At 62.9% G+C, this 18,942-nt stretch carries 15 protein-coding genes; 8 read left to right on the plus strand and 7 right to left on the minus strand.

The window, feature by feature from the left end; all coding sequences use genetic code 11:
• The first annotated feature begins 36 nt into the window (after positions 1-36).
• Together HPY64_15295 and HPY64_15300 are read left to right on the plus strand one after the other, a co-directional pair.
• Positions 37-1,041, plus strand: coding sequence for a metallophosphoesterase (locus tag HPY64_15295; GenBank protein NPV68507.1), 1,005 nt, complete (start codon positions 37-39; stop codon positions 1,039-1,041).
• Positions 1,038-2,309 (plus strand): DUF2088 domain-containing protein, encoded by a 1,272-nt coding sequence (locus HPY64_15300; protein NPV68508.1) that lies wholly within the window; start codon positions 1,038-1,040, stop codon positions 2,307-2,309. Before HPY64_15295 ends, HPY64_15300 begins: the two co-directional genes overlap by 4 nt.
• Here HPY64_15300 and HPY64_15305 read toward each other — a convergent pair.
• A complete protein-coding gene (locus HPY64_15305) occupies positions 2,306-3,238 on the minus strand; it encodes a methionyl-tRNA formyltransferase (protein ID NPV68509.1) in 933 nt (310 codons plus the stop codon). The genes HPY64_15300 and HPY64_15305 overlap by 4 nt on opposite strands.
• A 127-nt stretch (positions 3,239-3,365) precedes the next feature.
• Here HPY64_15305 and recJ point away from each other — a divergent pair, with 127 nt between their 5' ends.
• Positions 3,366-5,093, plus strand: coding sequence for a single-stranded-DNA-specific exonuclease RecJ (gene recJ, locus HPY64_15310; protein ID NPV68510.1), 1,728 nt, complete (start codon positions 3,366-3,368; stop codon positions 5,091-5,093).
• A 152-nt stretch (positions 5,094-5,245) separates the two neighbouring features.
• A complete protein-coding gene (locus tag HPY64_15315; protein ID NPV68511.1) occupies positions 5,246-6,196 on the plus strand; it encodes a DUF1385 domain-containing protein in 951 nt (316 codons plus the stop codon).
• Between the two features lie 71 nt (positions 6,197-6,267).
• On the opposite strand, the gene HPY64_15320 is transcribed toward HPY64_15315, so the two are convergent.
• The 3 genes from HPY64_15320 to mutS form a co-directional block, all read right to left on the minus strand.
• On the minus strand, positions 6,268-6,717 hold the full coding sequence (locus tag HPY64_15320; protein NPV68512.1) for a DUF3795 domain-containing protein: 450 nt from the start codon (positions 6,715-6,717) through the stop codon (positions 6,268-6,270).
• Positions 6,718-6,787: 70 nt separating this feature from the next.
• Positions 6,788-7,018, minus strand: a complete 231-nt coding sequence (locus HPY64_15325; GenBank protein NPV68513.1) for a zinc ribbon domain-containing protein — start codon at positions 7,016-7,018, stop codon at positions 6,788-6,790.
• 5 nt (positions 7,019-7,023) lie between these two features.
• On the minus strand, positions 7,024-9,630 hold the full coding sequence (gene mutS, locus HPY64_15330; GenBank protein NPV68514.1) for a DNA mismatch repair protein MutS: 2,607 nt from the start codon (positions 9,628-9,630) through the stop codon (positions 7,024-7,026).
• Between the two features lie 200 nt (positions 9,631-9,830).
• Here mutS and HPY64_15335 point away from each other — a divergent pair, with 200 nt between their 5' ends.
• From HPY64_15335 to HPY64_15350, 4 genes are all read left to right on the plus strand, one after another.
• Positions 9,831-10,787: an ROK family protein gene (locus HPY64_15335; protein ID NPV68515.1), complete on the plus strand. Its 957-nt coding sequence runs from the start codon at positions 9,831-9,833 to the stop codon at positions 10,785-10,787.
• A 35-nt stretch (positions 10,788-10,822) separates the two neighbouring features.
• The gene (locus tag HPY64_15340) at positions 10,823-12,151 is read left to right on the plus strand and encodes an acetyl ornithine aminotransferase family protein (protein NPV68516.1); all 1,329 of its coding nucleotides are present in this window, start codon (positions 10,823-10,825) and stop codon (positions 12,149-12,151) included.
• A 139-nt stretch (positions 12,152-12,290) separates the two neighbouring features.
• Positions 12,291-13,901 (plus strand): PAS domain S-box protein, encoded by a 1,611-nt coding sequence (locus HPY64_15345; protein NPV68517.1) that lies wholly within the window; start codon positions 12,291-12,293, stop codon positions 13,899-13,901.
• The gene (locus HPY64_15350; protein ID NPV68518.1) at positions 13,898-15,262 is read left to right on the plus strand and encodes a hypothetical protein; all 1,365 of its coding nucleotides are present in this window, start codon (positions 13,898-13,900) and stop codon (positions 15,260-15,262) included. The genes HPY64_15345 and HPY64_15350 overlap by 4 nt, the downstream gene beginning before the upstream one ends.
• Positions 15,263-15,320: 58 nt before the next feature.
• Here the strand turns inward: HPY64_15350 and HPY64_15355 are convergent, their stop codons facing one another.
• Genes HPY64_15355 through mtnP form a run of 3 tightly spaced genes read right to left on the minus strand, consistent with a single transcriptional unit; the run spans position 15,321 to position 18,940 of the window.
• Positions 15,321-16,760 carry a hypothetical protein gene (locus HPY64_15355; GenBank protein NPV68519.1) on the minus strand — a complete coding sequence of 480 codons (1,440 nt, stop codon included), beginning with the start codon at positions 16,758-16,760 and terminating at the stop codon, positions 15,321-15,323.
• Positions 16,757-18,049: an FtsW/RodA/SpoVE family cell cycle protein gene (locus HPY64_15360; GenBank protein ID NPV68520.1), complete on the minus strand. Its 1,293-nt coding sequence runs from the start codon at positions 18,047-18,049 to the stop codon at positions 16,757-16,759. Before HPY64_15360 ends, HPY64_15355 begins: the two co-directional genes overlap by 4 nt.
• A 15-nt stretch (positions 18,050-18,064) precedes the next feature.
• Entirely contained in the window at positions 18,065-18,940 is an 876-nt protein-coding gene (gene mtnP / locus HPY64_15365; GenBank protein ID NPV68521.1) for an S-methyl-5'-thioadenosine phosphorylase, read from the minus strand.
• Between the last annotated feature and the right edge of the window lie 2 nt (positions 18,941-18,942).

Genomic DNA, 18,942 nt, shown 5'->3' on the forward strand with positions numbered 1-18,942 from the left:
TTCTTGCCAAGGCTGACCTGAGAAGGAGTGCGCCTGTTGACCCGGCGTGTGGTTGATCTGACTGACGGCGTGGCCATGGTCGTGACTGACCTGCACGGTAACGGTGAAGCGTATGAAGCCTATCGCGATCGTTTCCTGGCCCTCCGCGCTGCCGGACAGGTGGACCGACTGATTTTGTGCGGCGATCTGATCCATAACAACGGCTCAGCCCGCCCTGACCGTAGCCTGGAGATGCTCCTGGACGTGATCCGCCTGCAGGAGGCTTATGGCGCTGAGGCGGTGATCTTACTGCTGGGCAACCATGAGTTGCCCCACCTGTACAGCCTGACGCTCAGTCGGGGGGAGGTTGACTACACGCCGGGCTTTGAAGCAGCGCTGAGTGCGGCGGGGGCTGCCGTCCGCGAGCAGGTGATGGCGTTTCTTGATCAGCTGCCGTTTGTGGTGCGTACAGCGGCGGGAGTCCTGATCAATCACTGCGGGGCGTCCCCACTGGCAGCCATGCCCGGCAACTACAACCGGCTGATCGCATTCGATCACCGGGCGTTGCTGGATCGCGTTGATCGGGTGCTGGCGGCGCAGGACCTGGCTGTGTTGCGGGACTACTATGAGCAGACCAGCGGCAAGTCGTACGACGAAGCGGCTCGCTACTACCTGGCAGTCAGCGGTCCTGACGATCCCCGCTACAACCATCTGTTGCGCAGCCTGGTGCTCAACCGCTCTGATTCCAGCTTTGATCTACTGTGGGATACCTTCTTCACCCGCAATGAGCGCGAGCATGGCGACGAGGCATATGGCTATATGCTGACGCAGTACCTGCGGGTCTGGTCAGCCGGGGCGCCCGCGCCGCAGCGTTTTCTGGTCAGCGGCCACATCCCGGTCGCCGGAGGGTATGCCATCGTGTGCGGTCAACAACTGCGGCTGGCCAGTCACGCCCACGCTAATCCGCCTGGGGCGGGCCTGTACCTGCGTCTGGATTGTGCCAGTCCGATCGATACCATGGACAGGCTGGTAGCTGGCCTGGGAAATGCGTTTGCTCCATGACCTCGCCCCGTTACGAAGTCCCTTTTGGCCGTGGCACGCTATCCATCCAGCCGCCGGAGGGGTGGATGGTAGATGTGGCGGATGGGGCAGGCCGCCTGCCCGGAGCGCCGCCGCAGCCCGTTGCACCGCCCCAGATGTTTGATGCGCTGGTTCGCCGGGCGCGGCAGGTGATCATTGTCTTCACCGACGCTACGCGGCCAGGCCCTGACCGGGTGCTGGCAGAGCGTGCACTGGCTGATCTGCGGGTGGCGGGTTTTCCACTGGAGCGTGTGTCCTTTCTCTGTGCGACGGGGATGCATCGGGCCAGTACGCCTGAGGAGAAGCGCGAGAAACTGGGCGAGGCGATCCTCAACCGGCATGAGGTGGTCGATCATCGCCCGGCTGACGCTGCAACCGTCGGGGATATCGATGGAATCCCGGTACAGGTCAACCGGCGATTGACTGTGCCGGGAACGCTGACGATCGCGCTGGGCGTGGTGGAGCCGCACCAGTTCGCTGGTTATTCTGGCGGGGCCAAGACGGTGGTGATCGGCTGTGGTGGGGCCGAAACCATCGCTGCGACGCACGGGCCGCGCTTTCTGGGGCGGGATGGGGTTCGCCTGGGGCAGGTGGATGGCAACCCTTTTCAGGTTTTCATCCGGCAAGCCGGACGCCTGACCGGGCCGCAGTGGGTCTACAACGTCGTTCTGGATCAGGACTACCGGGTGGTGAACCAGTTGAGCGGGCCGCCTGACGCTGTGCACGATGCGCTGGTCGGTCAGGCGCGGCGGCTGTACGAACTGCCGGTTCAGGCGCCATACGATGTAGTGCTGGCCGGTGTAGGCGCTCCCAAGGATGTCAATCTCTATCAGGCCTCGCGGGCGGCGACTTATCTGGGCTTGAGCGCCCGGCCGGTTATCCGTCCCGGTGGGGTGATCATCCTGCCTGCACCTATCCCGGAGGGAGCAGGCCAGGGTCCCGGCGAGCAGAATTTCATCACGGCACTGCGGGGACAGGCCGATCTGGCAGGTATGGCAGCCCGCATGGAGATGCAGGGTTGCCAACCGGGTGAACAGCGGGCCTACCTGATCGCCCGGCTGTTGCGTCGTTACCGCGTAATTGTGGTGGGCGCCGAGCATCCTGGCGTGGCCAGGGATGCTCATCTGGCGCCAGTGCCAACGATGGACGAGGCTTTTGCCCTGGCGCGGGTGTGGTGCGGAGCGCGCCAGGCAGCACCGCGCCTGTTGATCGTTCCGCACGCTTTGCAGACGATCCCGGTTCCAGCCTAACCCAGACGCGCGCCGAGGATGGCGCTGTTGCCGCGCAGAAAATCCGTCGCGCTGACGGCTTTCCTCCCCGCAAGCTGGACTGTCTCCGGCACGTATAGTCCGTCGCCCGTGCCGATGGCGAATGCTTCTGCCCGTGGGATAACCCGCCCTGGCTCGGTGTCACCGGCTGCCGGATGGCCGGCAACGATCTTGAGCAGTTGGCCGTTCCAGTGGGTGAAAGTTCCCGGCCAGGGAGTAAAAGCGCGTACCAACCGATCGATGGCTACTGCACTCTGGTTCCAGTCAATGGCGCCATCTTCTTTTTTGATCTGTCCGGCATAGGTGATCAGCGATTCGTCATCTGGCTGCGGATGGGGTGTGAGTGTCCCGGCCAGGTAAGCGGGCAGGGTTTCCAGCAGCAGTTCTCCGCCGAGTGTGGCCAGCCGATCATGCAGGCTCTGGCCAGTCTCCCGCGGGCCGATCGGAATGGCTCGCTGGGCGAGTATTGGACCGGTGTCCAGCCCGGCGTCCATGCGCATGATGGTGATGCCGGTCTCGGTATCCCCGGCGCGGATGGCGGCCTGGATCGGCGCTGCGCCGCGCCAGCGGGGCAGCAACGAGGCATGGACGTTGATGCAGCCATAGGGAGGGAGATCCAGTACGTTCTGGCGCAGGATTTGCCCGAAGGCTGCCACAACGATCAGATCGGGTTTCCAGCCTGCCAGGTGGGTGAAGGCTTCCGGGGTGCGTAGTGTGGGGGGCTGGAAGACCGGCACCCCTGCCACTTGGGCCACCAGCTTGACCGGCGAAGGACGCAGGTCCTGGCCGCGACCGGCAGGGCGATCGGGCTGAGTGACGACGCCCACCACCTCGAAGTCAGAGGCCTCGATCAGGGCGCGGAGCGCGGGCACGGCGAAGTCTGGCGTACCCATAAAAACAACACGGGTCATCGGCGTTCCTCCACAAGCAGAGGTCGGTGCTCCTGTATCGTAGCGTAGCGAGGAAGGGGCGGCAAGGTTTGTCTGACAGTGGCGGACGTGTTACTCTAATCTCCGTATTCTCATGACTGGAGCAGGCATGATCGGTTCTGTGATGAACCAGACCCAGGCCAAACGCTGGCGAATCTCGCCGGTGATCCCGCCGTCGGTGCAGCGCCAGCTGGGCGAGTTCCATCCGGTGGTGGCGCAGGTGCTCTACAACCGGGGGATCAACACGGCGGCGGAGGCGCAGCAGTTCCTGGGAGATGGAACGCTTGACGCCAATCCGTTCGATCTGGCCGATATGAGCAAAGCGGTAGCCCGCATCCGGCAGGCTATCCGCAATCAGGAGCCGATCGCCGTATATGGCGATTTTGATACCGATGGTGTGACGGCGACAGCGTTGCTGGTGCAAGCCCTGCGCGCTCTGGGTGCGATCGTCGAGCCGTACATCCCACACCGGGTGGAAGAAGGCTACGGCCTGAACACCACGGCCCTGAGTATGCTGGCGCAGGATGGCTTCCGGCTGGTGATCACCGTCGACTGTGGTATCCGCGATCTGGATGCGGTGGCCGACAGCGTCTCTTTGGGGCTGGATATGATCGTGACCGATCATCATTCGGTCGGGCCGATCCTGCCTGCTGCGCTGGCAGTCATCGATCCCAAACGGGAAGACTGCCAGTTTCCGGAGAAGATGCTGGCCGGGGTCGGGGTGGCATACTTTCTGGCGGATGCGTTGCTGCGGGTCGCCCACCAGCTGAACGAGCCGGTCGCCCTGGATGCCGAGGACCTGCTGGATCTGGTGGCGATTGGTACGGTGGCCGACCTGGTGCCGCTGGATCGCCCGCTGAACCGGGCGCTGGTACGGCGTGGACTGAAGGTACTCAACACCGCCCGGCGTCCCGGCCTGTATGCGCTGATCGAAGCGGCGGGATTGCGTCCCGGCCAGGTGAACTCCACCAGCATTGGCTTTGCCCTGGGGCCGCGCCTGAATGCTGCAGGCCGGCTGGAGAGCGCCAGTCAGGCCTGTGAGCTGCTGACCACGTCCGATCTGAGCGAGGCGGTGGCGCTGGCGGCGGAGTTGAACGCCCTGAATATACGCCGCCAGGATGAAACGCGCCTGGCCCAGATCAAGGTCCGCGAACTGGCGCTGACAGAGCTGGAAGGCGACCTGCCGCTGATCTTTGCCGCGGATCGGTCGTTTCCATCAGGGCTGGTCGGGCTGGTGGCTGGGCGGCTGGCCGAGGAATTCTACCGCCCGGCAGTGGTCATTGAAGTGGGCGAGGATGAGTGCCGGGGGTCATGCCGCAGTATCCCGGAATTTGATATTGTGCGGGCACTGGATGCGTGTGCAGACCTGCTGATCCGGCATGGCGGCCATTCCCAGGCGGCGGGCTTTTCCGTCCGCCGGGAGAATCTGTTTGACCTCAAGGATCGGTTGTTCCATCTGGCGGAGCAACAGTTGCGCGGGCAGGAATTGCGCCCGGCCCTGATGATCGACGCCGAAGTGCCAATGGAGCAGATCACGCTGGAACTGGCGCAGGCGCTCGGTCAGCTGGAGCCGTTCGGACACCGCAATCCGCAGCCGCTTCTGATGACGGGCAATGTGCAGGTGCTGGATGCGCGGCGGGTGGGCAAGGATGGTGCGCATCTCAAACTGACGCTGGGGGAGATGGGCTTCCGGATTGACGCCATCGCCTTTCGCAGTGGTGAGCAGATGGACAGCCTACCTCGGCGGGTGGATGTGGCGTATCATCTTGAGGTGAATGAATGGAACGGACGCCTGAAGCCCCAGCTTAATGTGCGGGACATTCGACCGGCGAATTAATGTGTTCGGCGCGGGATGTAATGCGTGAGAGAGTGTAGAGGACGATGAAGAAGCTTGCATGGCAGCAGACTTTCAGGCGAATCCTTGTGGCCAGCGCGGCGACGCTTTTCAGCGGGGTGGCGGCGGAAAGTGAACTATCCCCCAGCGCTACCATGGAGAAGAAACCGCTCAAGTTCTCCTATGGCGGGCAGGCGGTGATGGAAGGGGTGATGATGCGCGGGGCGCACAGCGTCGCCGTGGCCGTCCGTAACCCCAAGGGCGAGATCGTCGTTCATGAGCAGCCAGTTAATGCGGCGTTGTATCGTGGGCCGATCAGCCGTATTCCGTTTCTGCGGGGCATGACGCTGCTGTGGGATGCGCTGGGGCTGGGCACACGGGCGCTGATGTGGTCAGCAGATGTTGCCCTGGGCGAGGAAGACAATGTGAGCTTCAGCGGTCCGCTTGGCATCGGGACGGTGCTCTTCGCCCTGGTGTTCGGGATTGGGCTGTTCTTCCTGTTGCCGGCGGCTGCTGCGGGCGGCTTGGAAAGCGTATTGGGCCTTGAACACAGCGAACTGCTGACCAATATTGTGGAGGGAGTCATCCGCCTGCTCCTGATCATCGGCTACATCTGGGCCATTGGCCGGATGCCCGATATCGCCCGCATCTTTCAGTATCACGGCGCGGAACACAAGACGATCAACGCCTATGAAGCGGGTGCACCGCTCACCCCGGAGAGCGTGGCCCGCTTCCCGCTGGAGCATCCGCGTTGTGGGACGGGGTTCCTGCTGGTGGTAGCGGTGATCAGCGTGCTGGTCTTCTCGCTGCTGGGTCGCCCTCCGCTAGTCTGGTTGCTGCTTTCCCGCGTGCTGCTGATTCCGGTGATCGCGGGCATCGCCTATGAGTACATCAAGTTCACTGCGGCGCGGATGAACCGGCGCTGGATCCGGGCGCTGGTCGCACCCAGCCTGGCATTGCAGAAACTGACGACCAACGAACCGACGCCGGATATGCTCGAGGTCAGCATCCTGGCGCTACAGCGGGTCCTGGCGGCGGAGAAGGCGCACCAGCCTGGCGCAGCAGTCGAGTCTGAGGCGGAGGAAGTCGCGGCTGTTGCGCGGTGAATCCACTGTGCCCGGCTGGAGAAACGGGGAGCGAGCAGCGTCTCGCCCCCCGTTGTCGTGCTTAGCCAGCATCAGTCGTAGCGAATGTCGCAGTAGGCAAAGCCTGTGGCAGCACGCGCCTCCTGATATGCGATCCAGGCGTGCAGACCGAGGTCTTTCAGCCGCAACCCGTCAGCGATCAGGGTAGGGTAGCGGGCGGCCAGGGTGTTGATATGCTCGCAGGGGTAATCTTCGCATAGCGGGCAGACGGTGATCCCGCGTTCGACGGCGCAGCGGCGAATCGCGCAATCGGGGTTGCCACAGGCGCCGCTGCGACAACCCAGGCACTGCCGGCTTTCGTCTGCCAGGTCGGCCAGAAACTGCCAGAAGGCCTCAAAGCCGGGAATCGCTTGGCCCCAGAACGGATACCCCTCCCGATCCATAGACTCGCGCAGGCGCTGTGCCTGCCGGGGAATGCGTCCACACTGAGCGCACAGCCGGCAGTACAGCCCGCAATACGTGACAAGCTTCAGGTCGTCCATCGCTGGTATCCCTTTGGTGCTTGCGGATGCCGCCGGGAAGCCGTACGGCGGGCGCGCCTGCTGCCGGGCGTCAGTGTGCGCACGTGCTGCAACTGCCGCCAGCGCAGCCGCTACAGCCGCCGCTATGGCTGTGGCCGTTGCCGCCTGTCTCGGTGATGAAGTGGATCCGGCTCAATCCGCGTTCGCAATCCGCGCTGCCGCAATCCGGGCAGACAGGGTGGGCGGTATCCACCTCGGCGTAGGAAAGGCGGACCTCGAAGCGGTTGGCGCAGGTATGGCAAATGTAGTTGTACTTTGGCATACCGTTTAGCTCTCCTCTGTAGCCAGACGCTTCAGTTCGTAGAGTTTGGTGATCGCGTCCAGTGGCGTTAGCTCATCGATCTTCAGTTCGCGCAGGATGCGGATGACTTCCGGTGGTTCTATGGAAAACAGGCTAAGCTGGGTGGGCGCGCCGGGCTGCCGGGACTTGATAGTGAAGTCGCTGCCGGCTTCCTCCAGTTCGGCCAGAATTTCGTTGGCGCGATTGATCACGCCTTTGGGGATGCCGGCCAGCTTGGCGACGTGGATGCCATAGGAGCGGTTGGCCCCGCCGGGCAATACCTTGTGCAGGAAGACCACGTTATCCCCTTCTTCAGCCACCGCCACATTGTAATTGCGGACGCGGGGCAGGATGTTAGCCAGTTCGGTCAGTTCGTGGTAATGGGTGGCGAAGAGTGTCTTACAGCCCAGATGAGGACTGTTGTGCAGGTACTCGACCACGGCGCGGGCAATGGCCATGCCATCGTAGGTGCTGGTACCGCGCCCGACTTCGTCAAGGATGACCAGGCTGCGCCGTGTGCCACCGGAAAGGATACGCGCTGTTTCCACCATCTCCACCATGAAGGTGCTCTGCCCGGCGTGGATTTCGTCCTGGGCGCCGATGCGGGTGAAGATGCGGTCAACCAGGCCGATCGTGGCGCTTTCCGCCGGGACAAAGCTGCCGATCTGGGCCATCAGTGTGATCAGAGCGACCTGGCGGATGAAGGTGCTCTTGCCGGACATATTCGGCCCGGTGATGATCAGCAGGCGTTGGTCGGCGTCAAAGGTCACGTCGTTGGGGACGTAACGCTCTTCCCGCAGCAGCTTTTCCACCACGGGGTGGCGGCCCTGGCGAATGATCAGTACGTCATCCTCGGTGAGCGTGGGGCGCGTGTAACCTTCGCGGGCAGCGACCTCAGCCAGCGCGGCGAAGACATCCAGGTGAGCCAGGGCATTGGCGGTACGCAGCAGGCGGTCACTGTGGCTGGCGACGACCTGCAGCACTTCCCGGAACAGGCGGGATTCGACCTCCAGGATGCGCTCCTCAGCATTGAGGATCAGCGATTCGTATTCTTTGAGTTCCGGCGTGATATAGCGCTCGCTGTTGACCAGCGTCTGCTTGCGGATGTATTCTGACGGGGCGTTCTTGCTCTGTGCCTTGCTGATCTCGATGTAGTAGCCAAAGACTTTGTTGAAGCCGACCTTGAGCGTCTTGATGCCGGTGCGTTCGCGTTCGACCGATTCGAGGCTGGCAACCCAGGCTTTGGCATCCCGACTGGAGGCGTGGATGCCGTCCAGTTCTGGCGAATAGCCGGGACGAATCACGCCAATGGTGTTGAGGGTGGCCGGGGGATCGTCGGCGATGGCACGCCTGATCAGATCCGCTACCTCGTCGGATGGGTCCAGGGCATCATGCAGGGAGGCCAGCGCGGGCAGGGAGACGATCAGGGCGCGGAGGGCGGGGATCGCTTCCAGGCTCTGCCGTAGGGCCACCAGATCGCGCGGGCCAGCGTTGCCGCCGATGACGCGATTGGTCAGGCGCTCCAGATCGGCCACGCCTTTGAGTGTCGCCAGGACTTCATTGCGAATGCTGACGTGCTGAAAGAGGGCTTCGATGGCGTCCTGCCGGGCAACCAGTTGCTTGAGATCAAGCAGCGGCTGGCCAAGCCAGCGCCGCAGCAGTCGCCCACCCATCGGGGTGACGGTGCGGTCCAGCACACCCAGCAGGCTGCCCTGGGTCTCGCCCGTGCGGATGGTCTCGGTCAGTTCCAGGTTACGGCGCGTGGCCCGGTCAAGCAGCATGAACGACTCGGTGGAGTAGGCGCGCAGGGTAGCCAGTTGCCTGAGCGCATTGCGCTGGGTATCGGCCAGGTATTGCAGGATGGCGCCGGCAGCATTGACGGCCAGCGGGCGGCTTTCCAGGTCAAAGCCGTGCAGATCGCGTATGCCAAAATGACTCAGCAGCGCCTGCCGGGCATTGCCGGTTTCAAAGTGCCAGTCAGAGAACGGCGTCAGGTGGGAGCCGGGCGGCAGGGTGATGCCGCGCTCGGCCCAGCTTTGCGGGAAAATCACCTCCCGCGGGGCCAGGCGAGCCAGTTCCTCCATCACGCTGACCGGCGTTTGCTCGCCTTCAAGCTGGGTAGCGGCAAATTCGCCGGTCGTGATGTCCACGTAGGCCAGCCCGGCGCGTGTCCAGCTGCCGTGCTTGTCCCGTTCCGGATACACGGCCAGCAGGTAGTTGTTGCGGCGCTCGGCCAGGAGTCCCGGTTCGATGACCGTGCCGGGCGTGATCACACGGGTGACTTCCCGTGGGACGAGGCCGTTGATCGGCGTGGTGCCCATTTGTTCGCAGATGGCTACGTGATACCCCTTTTCGATCAGCCGCGCCACGTAGTTTTCCACGGCATGGTAGGGGATGCCCGCCATGGGAACGCGCTGATGCTTGGAGACCGGGCGGCTGGTCAGCACCAGGTCAAGTTCGCGGGCGGCGACTTCGGCATCCTGATCGAAGGTTTCGTAGAAGTCGCCCAGCCGGAAGAAGACAATGGTGTCAGGATACTGGCTCTTGATGTCCAGGTACTGGCGACGCACCGGGGTGATGGTTGACTTGGCCATGCGTTTTTAACTCTAGCCACAACTGCCGGAGACGGGTTACAATCCCGGACAGCAATTCTAACATGCTATTGACGGCACACAACTGCCGGATGTGAGCGGGGCCAGTCCAGGCAGCAGGTAGGATACGACCAGTACGGAGGCTGGTGATCAGGTCACTACATCGCCTGAGACTGGCTAAACCAGGATAGGTGCTGGAGTCTATGCGCATTGTGGGTGTGGATCTGGGGGGGACACGCATCCGTGTTGCTCTCCTCGATGAGTCATATACCCTGTTGAAGCGGGTTGAGGAACCGACCCGTTCCTGGGAGGGGCCGGCGGTAACCATCCCGCGCATTCTGAATCTGATCGCCGGGATCATTGACGCGAGCGACGAGCCGGTGCAGGCAATCGGTATCTCCTCGCCGGGGCCGATCGACCCGGTTACCGGGCGGATTGTCTCCCCGCCGAACCTGCAGGGCTGGGTAGATGTCCCGCTGGGACGGATTGCTCAGGAGCGCTTTCCGGGCATCCCCACCTACATTGGCAATGATGCCAATGTCGCCGCCCTGGCGGAGGTGTACAACGGCGCGGCGCGCGGGCACACGCATGCCATCTACATCACCGTCAGTACCGGCATTGGCGGTGGCATCGTCATCGATGGGAAGCTCTTCACTGGCGCTCACGGGCTGGCGGGCGAGCTAGGCCATACCGTGATTCTGGTAGATGGCGAGCGCGTTTCCACGCTGGAGATTGAAGCATCCGGGCCTGGGCTGGCCCGCTATGTGGCCCGGCGCATCCGCGAAGGAGCGCAGTCGCTGGTGACGGAGATGGTCAACGGCGACCTGGATGCGATCACCGGCAAGACGGTCGGCCAGGCGGCGCAGGCTGGCGACCCGCTGGCACTGGAGGCGGTGACGCGCTCCGGACGCCTGATCGGGTACAGCATTGCCAGCCTGATGCACCTGTTTAACCCGACCATCTTTGTGGTAGGCGGCGGGGTGAGTAACCTCGGCGAGTTGTTGTTTGAGCCAATGCGTCAGGCGGCCCGCGCGCATGTGATTGACCCTGCCTATTATGAGCAAGCCGCCATCGTCCCGGCGGCTCTCGGGGAAGATGTGGCCATCATTGGCGCTGCGGCGTTGGCTATCCAGGAGTTGGAGGCTGCCGGACGAAACTAAGAGAGGTCTCTGGTTCACAAACATGGAGGAAGCATATGAGTAACATCGTGCTTACGCCAGGGCCTAGGGCCAAGGCGATCATTGAGCGTGATCAGAAGGTGATCACGCCATCGTACATGCGGGATTACCCTTTCGTCATTGACCACGGAAAAGGCTGTGAAGTCTGGGATGTGGACGGCAACCGGTATATTGATTTCACCAGCGGTATAGCTGTGCTCTCGACCGGTCACGCCCATCCCCGCGTGGTCAAAGCTGTCCAGGAACAGGCCACCCGTTACCTGCATATGTCCGGCACGGACTTTTACGAGCCGATGGGCGTCAAGCTGGCCGAAAAGCTGGACGAGATTGCGCCCTTTCAGGAACAGGCGCGGGTCTATTTCTGTAATTCTGGCACGGAGGCTGTCGAGGCCGCCCTCAAGCTGGCCCGCTATTATACCGGGCGCGCGCAGTTCATTGGTTTCATTGGCGGGTTCCATGGCCGCACGATGGGCGCGCTGGCCTTCACCAGCAGCAAATTCAAACAGCGCGCCGATTATTTCCCGATGATGCCGGGGGTTACTCACGTCCCCTATCCTGATCCTTACCGCCCCCTGCTCAATCTTGACGGCCAGAAGGATTACGGCGAGCGCGTGCTCGAATATATTGAAGGGACGATCTTCCGCACGATTGTCCCGGCTGAGGAAGTGGCGGGCATCCTGGTAGAACCGATTCAGGGCGAAGGTGGCTATATTGTGCCTCCGGATAGTTTCCTGCCCGGTTTGCGTGCGTTGTGTGACCGGCACGGCATCCTGCTGATTGTCGATGAAGTACAGAGCGGGATGGGCCGGACGGGCAAATGGTGGGCCGTGGAGCACTGGGGTGTGGAACCAGACATCGTTTGCAGCGCCAAGGGGATTGCCAGTGGGATGCCGCTGGGCGCAGTGATCGCCCGCGAGAGCGTGATGACCTGGGGGCGCGGGGCGCAGGGCAGCACCTTTGGCGGCAACCCGGTGGCCTGCGCAGCTGCCCTGGCGACGATCGAGTTGCTGGAAGAAGGCTATATCGCCAATGCGGCAGAAATGGGCGAGTTCCTGATGGACGGTCTGGAGGAGCTGATCCCCCGCCATCCCAGCATCGGCCAGGTGCGCGGCAAAGGCTTGATGGTCGGGATTGAGCTGGTGAAGTCCCGGAAGACCAAAGAGCCGGCGCCCGATTTGATGCACGAGGCCATCCTGCACAGCTTTGATGAAGGGCTGCTGTTGCTGAGCTGTGGCGTCAGCGCGCTGCGCTTTATGCCGCCGCTTAACCTGACCAGGGAGATCGCCACCGAGGCGTTGCAGATATTTGACCGGGCACTCAGCAAGGCGGAAGCCGCGCTGCTCTGAGCCTGCGCCCAGATGATGCAGGAGGCACAGCACCGCGCTGTGCCTCCTGTTGTGTCTGCCGCCGGAGGATGTATTAGAAGTGCGCAAGAAACTGGCGGAGCGGCTTACCTGCCTCAGGCGGCCATGCTAGAATAACATCATGTTTCTGCTACCTGACTATCGCGTCCGACAGCGCGACTTTCTCCTTGAAATCACGCGGGCCATGACCTCCCAGCTTGATCTGGGCGAGGTCCTGCGCCTGATTCTGCGTGCTTCAGTTTCTATGCTGGCCGGAGAAGTCGGGCTGATGGCCCTGCGCGAGGGGGAGGATGGCGCGTTGCGGGTGCGGGCGCTGATTGGCGCTGCCCCGGAGGATGTGGCGGTCTTCACCCCGTTGCTGACAGGTGTTACCGATAGCGGCGAGGGGATCGTTATTGCCGATTTTGAGGCCAAGCTGCGCCGTGTGGCGGAAAGACTGCAGCTTCCGCTACGCCAGATGATCGCCCTGCCGATGATGCTCGGCCAGGAATTTGTCGGCGTGATCTATGTTTTTCGCTCGTTCACCGCAGCGACGACGCTCAACGACCGCCGCGTCCTGCAGAGTTTTGCTGACCAGGCCGCCATTGCCGTGCACAATGCCCGGCTATACCAGGCCGTCAACCAGGAACGCCAGCGGCTGGCCCGCATCTTGGAAAATAGCGCCGATGGGGTGATGATCCTGGATGGCGGGCGGACGATCCAGACCTTCAACAAGGCGATGGCCCGCATGACTGGCTGGACGCCGGATCATGTGGTCGGCAAGCCCTATGACGTGGTGATCCGCTGGGCAGGCCGTCCACAGGGCCAGGACCTGGTGGACGCCATGCAGGCTGGTTGGCCATGGCCAAGCGCCAACAGAGCCTCTGAGACGCTGTACGTGGAAGGCGATCTGCTTCGTGCAGACGGCACGGTGCTCGGTGTCGGGATGACCTGCGCGCCGTTGATCGATAACGAAGGACGCCTGATCAACATCATCATCAACGTGCGGGATATCTCGCACTTCCGCGAAGCGCAGAAGATGAAGTCCACTTTCATCTCCGTGATCTCGCATGAGCTGAAGACGCCCGTAGCGCTGATCAAGGGCTACGCGGAAACGCTGCTGCGCGAAGACGCCAAATGGGATGAACAGGTAGTTCGCAACGGCCTGCAGGTGATCGGGGAAGAAGCTGACCGGTTAACGGAACTGATCGAGAACCTGCTGGCGGCTTCTAAATTGCAGGCGGAAGGCATGGTCCTCAAGTACGAGGAGGTCATGCTTGACGAGCTGGCCCAAGCGGTGGTGGAACGCTTCAGGACACAGACGGATAAACACCGATTTGTGGTGGAGTTTCCCCGTGATTTCCCGGCGGTGCCGGGTGACGCCAGCCGCCTGCGGCAGGTGATTGACAACTTGGTCAGCAATGCGGTCAAGTATTCGCCGCGGGGAGGCGAGGTGCGCATCAGCGGCACGTATACCCCCGGTGAGGTGCGGATCGCCGTGCAGGATCAGGGGGTGGGCATTCCACAGGAGGAGTGGGAGCGCATCTTCGACCGGTTCTACCGCGTGGATGATGCGTTGACCCGTAAGACGCAGGGAACCGGCCTGGGGCTGTATCTGGCGCGGGCTGTCGTGGAAGCGCATGGCGGCAAGATCGGCGTACACAGTGTGCCGGGGCAGGGTTCGACATTCTATTTCACCATACCGCGCCGCCAGGTATACCAGCATCAAGAAAGAGATCGGAGCGCAACATGACCCTGAATCAAATGGGCAGGGGCAACATGGTCACCTGTCCCAATTGCCGCCAGCCTTACCCGGCCCAGGTCGAGCAGATCATTGATGTTGGCCGCGATCCTTCGGCCAAGGCACGTTTCCTCTCCGGCCAGAGTGGCACAGCGACATGTCCCCATTGCGGCTACCGTGTCGGCCTGCTCGCGCCGCTGCTGTACCACGATCCAGCCAAGGAATTGCTGCTGGTCTATGTGCCGATGGAGCTTGGTTTGCAGAGGCAGGATCAGGAGCGCGTGATCGGCCAGCTGGTCAAGGTGGTGATGAATGGCACCCCGCCGGAACAGCGACGCGGGTATATGTTCCAGCCACGCACAATGCTGAGCCTGCAGGGGTTGATCGAAGCGGTTCTGGCGGCGGATGGCATTACGCCGGAAATGCTGGAGGCGCAGCGGGCCAGGCTGCGGCTGGTGGAGATGTTCCTTCAGACAGATGAAGAGCAGATTCCGGCGCTGGTGCAGCAGTATGATAGCCAGATCGACCGGGAGTTCCTGGAAATCCTGTCAGTGGCCGCAGAAAACGCCCAGCTGAGCGGACGGCAGGACCTGGCCGCTCATGCCATGATGGTGCGCGATCAGGTGGTCACCCTTTCCAGTGCGGGCAAAGAGCTGCTGCAGCAGGCAGAAGCTCAGGACAGGGCGATTGAGGCGGCTGTTCGGGACCTGCAGGCGCTGGGCGAACGGCCTACCCTGGACGCGTTTGTCGACCTGGTGATCCGCAGCGCAGGCGATGATGACCGGTTGCAGGCGCTGGTCGGCTTGCAGTACCCGGCCTTTGACTACCGCTTCTTCCAGGAGTTGACCGAACGCATCGACGCTGCTGTGGAGCCGGAAAAGGTGCAGCTGGAGGCACTGCGCAGCCGCCTGACGGAATTAACGGAGACCATCCGGAAGCAGCAGGAGGCACGTGCCGAGACCGCGGCGGCTATCCTCAGCCAGATCGTGCATAGTGAGAATATGGAAGAGGCCCTGCTGCGCAACCTGGCCTATGTAGATGAGGTGTTCATGGCCCTGCTGGACGCCAATCAGCGGGCAGCCGAGGAGCGCGGTGACCAGGCGCTGGCGGAGAAGCTCAAGCAGGTCGGGGAGACGATTACCCGGCTGGCGCAGGAGAGTATGCCGGCGGAACTACGTTTTATCCGTGAACTGCTGCGTCAGGAGTCGCTGGAAGCGGCACGGGCCAAAATCGATGCCGAGGCCGCTCAGTACGGCCAGAAGCTGCTGCCGATCATGGACTCGTTGCTGGAGCAATTACGTGGGCAGGGAGATAAAGCCCTGACTGAATACGTCCAGGCGCTGCGGGCTTATACCGCCGCTGCGATTGGTTGACGCTGCCTGACGGTGGCCGCTGGGACGCCTCGCCGGTCGTTCAGACTGGCGGGGCGTTTTAGCGTCTGGTGGCCGGGGATGGCCCGTAGAAGCGGGCTGCTGTGTCCAGAATCAGCCCCCCGGCGCGGGCTGCCTCATCGACGGCAGGCGTATCTTCAAGGACGACGACCGTAACTACCGCCGTACCATTCGGGAAGACGATCGTGCCGGCAAACCACTGTAGCGGCCTGGCCTCTGGCCCGGCGTAAGCTGTGGCGGCATGGCCGAGGATGGGAAAGCTGCTCATGTCTTGCGCTGCGGTTGCGGCGCCTTCGGCCACAGCTGCAGCCATGTAGCCCTGCATCAGGTGGGCATTCTCGCGGGTGAGCAAGGCGCGGGAGAGTCCACTCGGCGGGACGGACTGCCAGGCATCTTCGCCGGGCAGGCGAATGGCGTCAACCAGGCGGAAGAGCGGGGCGTTGCCGTTGTTGGCGATGGCGGCGACCAGCTCCAGAACCTGCAGCGGCGTTACTGTCAGTGGCCCCTGGCCAACCAAGCTGGCGATGACAGCGTCCCGCGTTTCCTGTAACGAAAGCGGCATTGGCGAATCGGCGGTGGCCGTGCCCAGGCCCAGCAGTTCCGGCGGGGTGAGCAGGCCAAAACGCCACAGGGCGCCATCGATCCGGTTAGTCTCCAGCAGGGTGGTTAGCCGGGCGAAAGCGCCGGGGCAGCCATACTGGTAGGCTTCCGGCAGGGTGAGTCCTTCGCGGGGGGCGGTGGCGCCGCAGGAGAGTTCCAGGCCATTGACACTGACCGTTTCGGTGGCGGTTGGCACGATGCGATCGATCGGGCTGCGCTCCGCCAGCAGGGCCGCCAGCAGGGCCGTCTGCAGTATACCGCCCGGCTGGTATAGACCCTGAGTCACCCGGTTGAGTAGCGGTGCATCCGGCGACTGGATCAGTACCGGCCAGTCTTCATCCAGAAAGTTAGGGTCATAGCTGGGGGCGCTGGCCAGCGCCCGGACACCGCCATCCGGCACCGTGATCACGACCGCTGCCCCGCTGCGGTTCGCCAGGGCTTGCATGGCTGCCTGTTGCACCTGCAGGTTCAGGGTCAATCGGACATCGCCGCCGACGGCTGGCTGGTGAAGCAGGCCGCGCAGGGCGGTATCCAGCGGCCCGGGGCCGATTTCCCCGCGTAGCAGCGCATCATAGGTGGTTTCGATGCCGGCAGTGCCATAGCGCAGACTGTAATAGCCAACCGGCGGGGCGGCTTCCGGATGTGGATACAGGCGGCGTAGCCCGCGCCCATTGTAGTCGGTGCTTGTCTCGGCCAGGAGCATCCCATGCTCGTCGTAGATTCGCCCGCGCTGGAGAACCCGTTCGGCCTCGATCAGGCGCGGGTTGTCTGCTCTACGGAGCAGATCGTCGCTACGGATGATGCCCCAATAGGTGGCTGCCAGTGCCATGACCAGGAAGGCCAGCAACACGCCGCCTGTAACCCGGCGCAGCTCGGTCATAGCGCCCTGTCCTCCTGCTGCCAGCGTGGCGGGGCGGAGAGCATCAGCAGCAGCCCGATCAGGCCGAAGTTCATCAACAGTGAACTGCCGCCGTAACTCATGAAGGGCAGGGTAACGCCGGTCAGAGGGATCACCTTGAGCACGCCGCCTATGATCAGCAGGCTCTGGGTGGCCAGCTGGACGCTGAGACCGGCGGCCAGCAGGGTGCGGAAATGCGACTCCGGCCACAGAGCCGCCAGCTGCATGCCGCGAACCACCAGTACGGCCAGAAAGGCGATGACCGCCAGCGTGCCTACCAGCCCCCATTCTTCGGCGATAGCCGCAAAGATGAAATCGGAGTGCACGACGGGCACATAAACGGGCAGGCCAAGGCCGATTCCCTGGCCGAGCACGCCGCCGGATGCTACCGCCAGCAGACTTTGCACGATCTGGAAGGCCCGATCGCTGGCTTCCGGCCAGGGATTCAGCCAGACTTCAATGCGCAGTTCCACCACGCTGAACAGCCGGTAAGCTACCACAACGGCCAGCAGGAGCAACAGCAGGCCGAAAATCACATAGGTGATCTGGCCGGTGGCGATGTAGAGCAGCGTCAGAAAAACCACGAAGAGCATGGTCGCCGCGCCCAGATCCTGCTGCCACACGGTGACGATGATGCAGATGCCCCACATCAGGAGCAGTGGCCCGAACGGGCGGAGTGACGGCAGCTTTCTGGCGAAGCCGTTGGGGTTTCGCAGGTCATCGCGGTAGTCGGCCATATAGCTGGCCAAGAAGATAACCAACGCCAGCTTGAGCAATTCGGAGGGCTGGAAATACAGTCCCCACGCTCCCAGCCACAGGCGCGGCCCCGCGCCGGAAGGGTTGACCCCCAGGATGATGCTGACCAGCAACAGCGCCAGGCCGCCCAGTAACCACGTGTAGCGGTAGCGGCGCAGCCAGCGCATGTGGATCGGCAGGGTGCTGATAGCCAACATCGCCAGGATGCTCAGCAGCAGCCAGATCGCCTGCCGCCAGGCAAAGTTTGGCGCCAGACGCTGGATCGTCAGCAGTCCCCAGCCGCTCAGCAGCATGGCAATGGCGAAGATCAGGGGATCACGCTGAGGCAGCAGACGATCCAGTGTCTGGTGCCCGAAGACGGCGGCGGCCAGCCATACGCCAAAGAGCACCAGCGCCCACCCGTTGTTCGCCGCCACGCTGAGCGTCACAGCCGCAACTAACAGGAACAACCCGCCCAGAATAAGCAGGTTGCGCTCACGCAGGTGGGCGTTGTGGGTGACCCTGGCGAAAGTCATGGCTGGCGCTTTCGATCAACTGAAGTACTTGCCGATGATCGGACGCAGGCGTTCCACCACCCCGGCAGGCACGACCTCGCGGTTGGTGATGAAGGCCGCCTTCAGGGCGTTGGTGATCTCTTCTTCAGTGTAAGCGTCAGGATTGGCACCCAGCTCGGCGACGGCGTGAGCGACGGCTTGCTGGGCGACGGCAATGCTCCGCTGCATGGTGGCAACCACCATCTCCACCGTCACCGGTTCTTCGCTCTCGTGCCAGGAGTCGTAGTCGGTGACATGCCCGATGACGGCGTAATGCATTTCGGCTTCGCGGGCTAGGTAGGCTTCCGGGCTGGTGGTCATGCCGATAAGGCCCATCCCCCACTGACGGAAGACGAAACTCTCCCCCCTGGTGCTGAAGCGCGGTCCTTCCACGGTGAGGAAGGTGCCGCCGCGGTGGGCGATCCCGCCAACGGCACGTACAGACTCGTACAACAACTGGCTAAGCCGGTGAGCAAAGGGTTCGGCAACCGAGACGTGGGCGACTAGACCGTCGCCGAAGAAGGTGCGCGGACGGCCATAGGTCAGGTCAACAAGCTGGTCGGGGATGACCATGTGGCCGGGCGCATAGGTAGCCTGTAGCGAGCCGCAGGCGCTGACGCCAATGATGTGGGTGACACCCATAAGCTTGAGAGCAAAGATATTGGCGCGGTAGGGGACCTCTGAAGGCATGTAGCGATGGCCGATCCCATGACGGGGGATGAAGGCGACGCGGTGACCGCGCAGTGTGCCAACCACGATCGGCGCACTGGGTTTGCCGAATGGCGTCTCCAGGTCATAGGTTCTGAGATCGGTCAGTTCCTCCATCTTGTAGAGGCCCGATCCGCCGATCACACCGATTCGTACCGATTCCATGC

Source organism: Anaerolineae bacterium (genome assembly GCA_013178165.1).
Lineage (GTDB): Bacteria > Chloroflexota > Anaerolineae > Aggregatilineales > Ch27 > Ch27.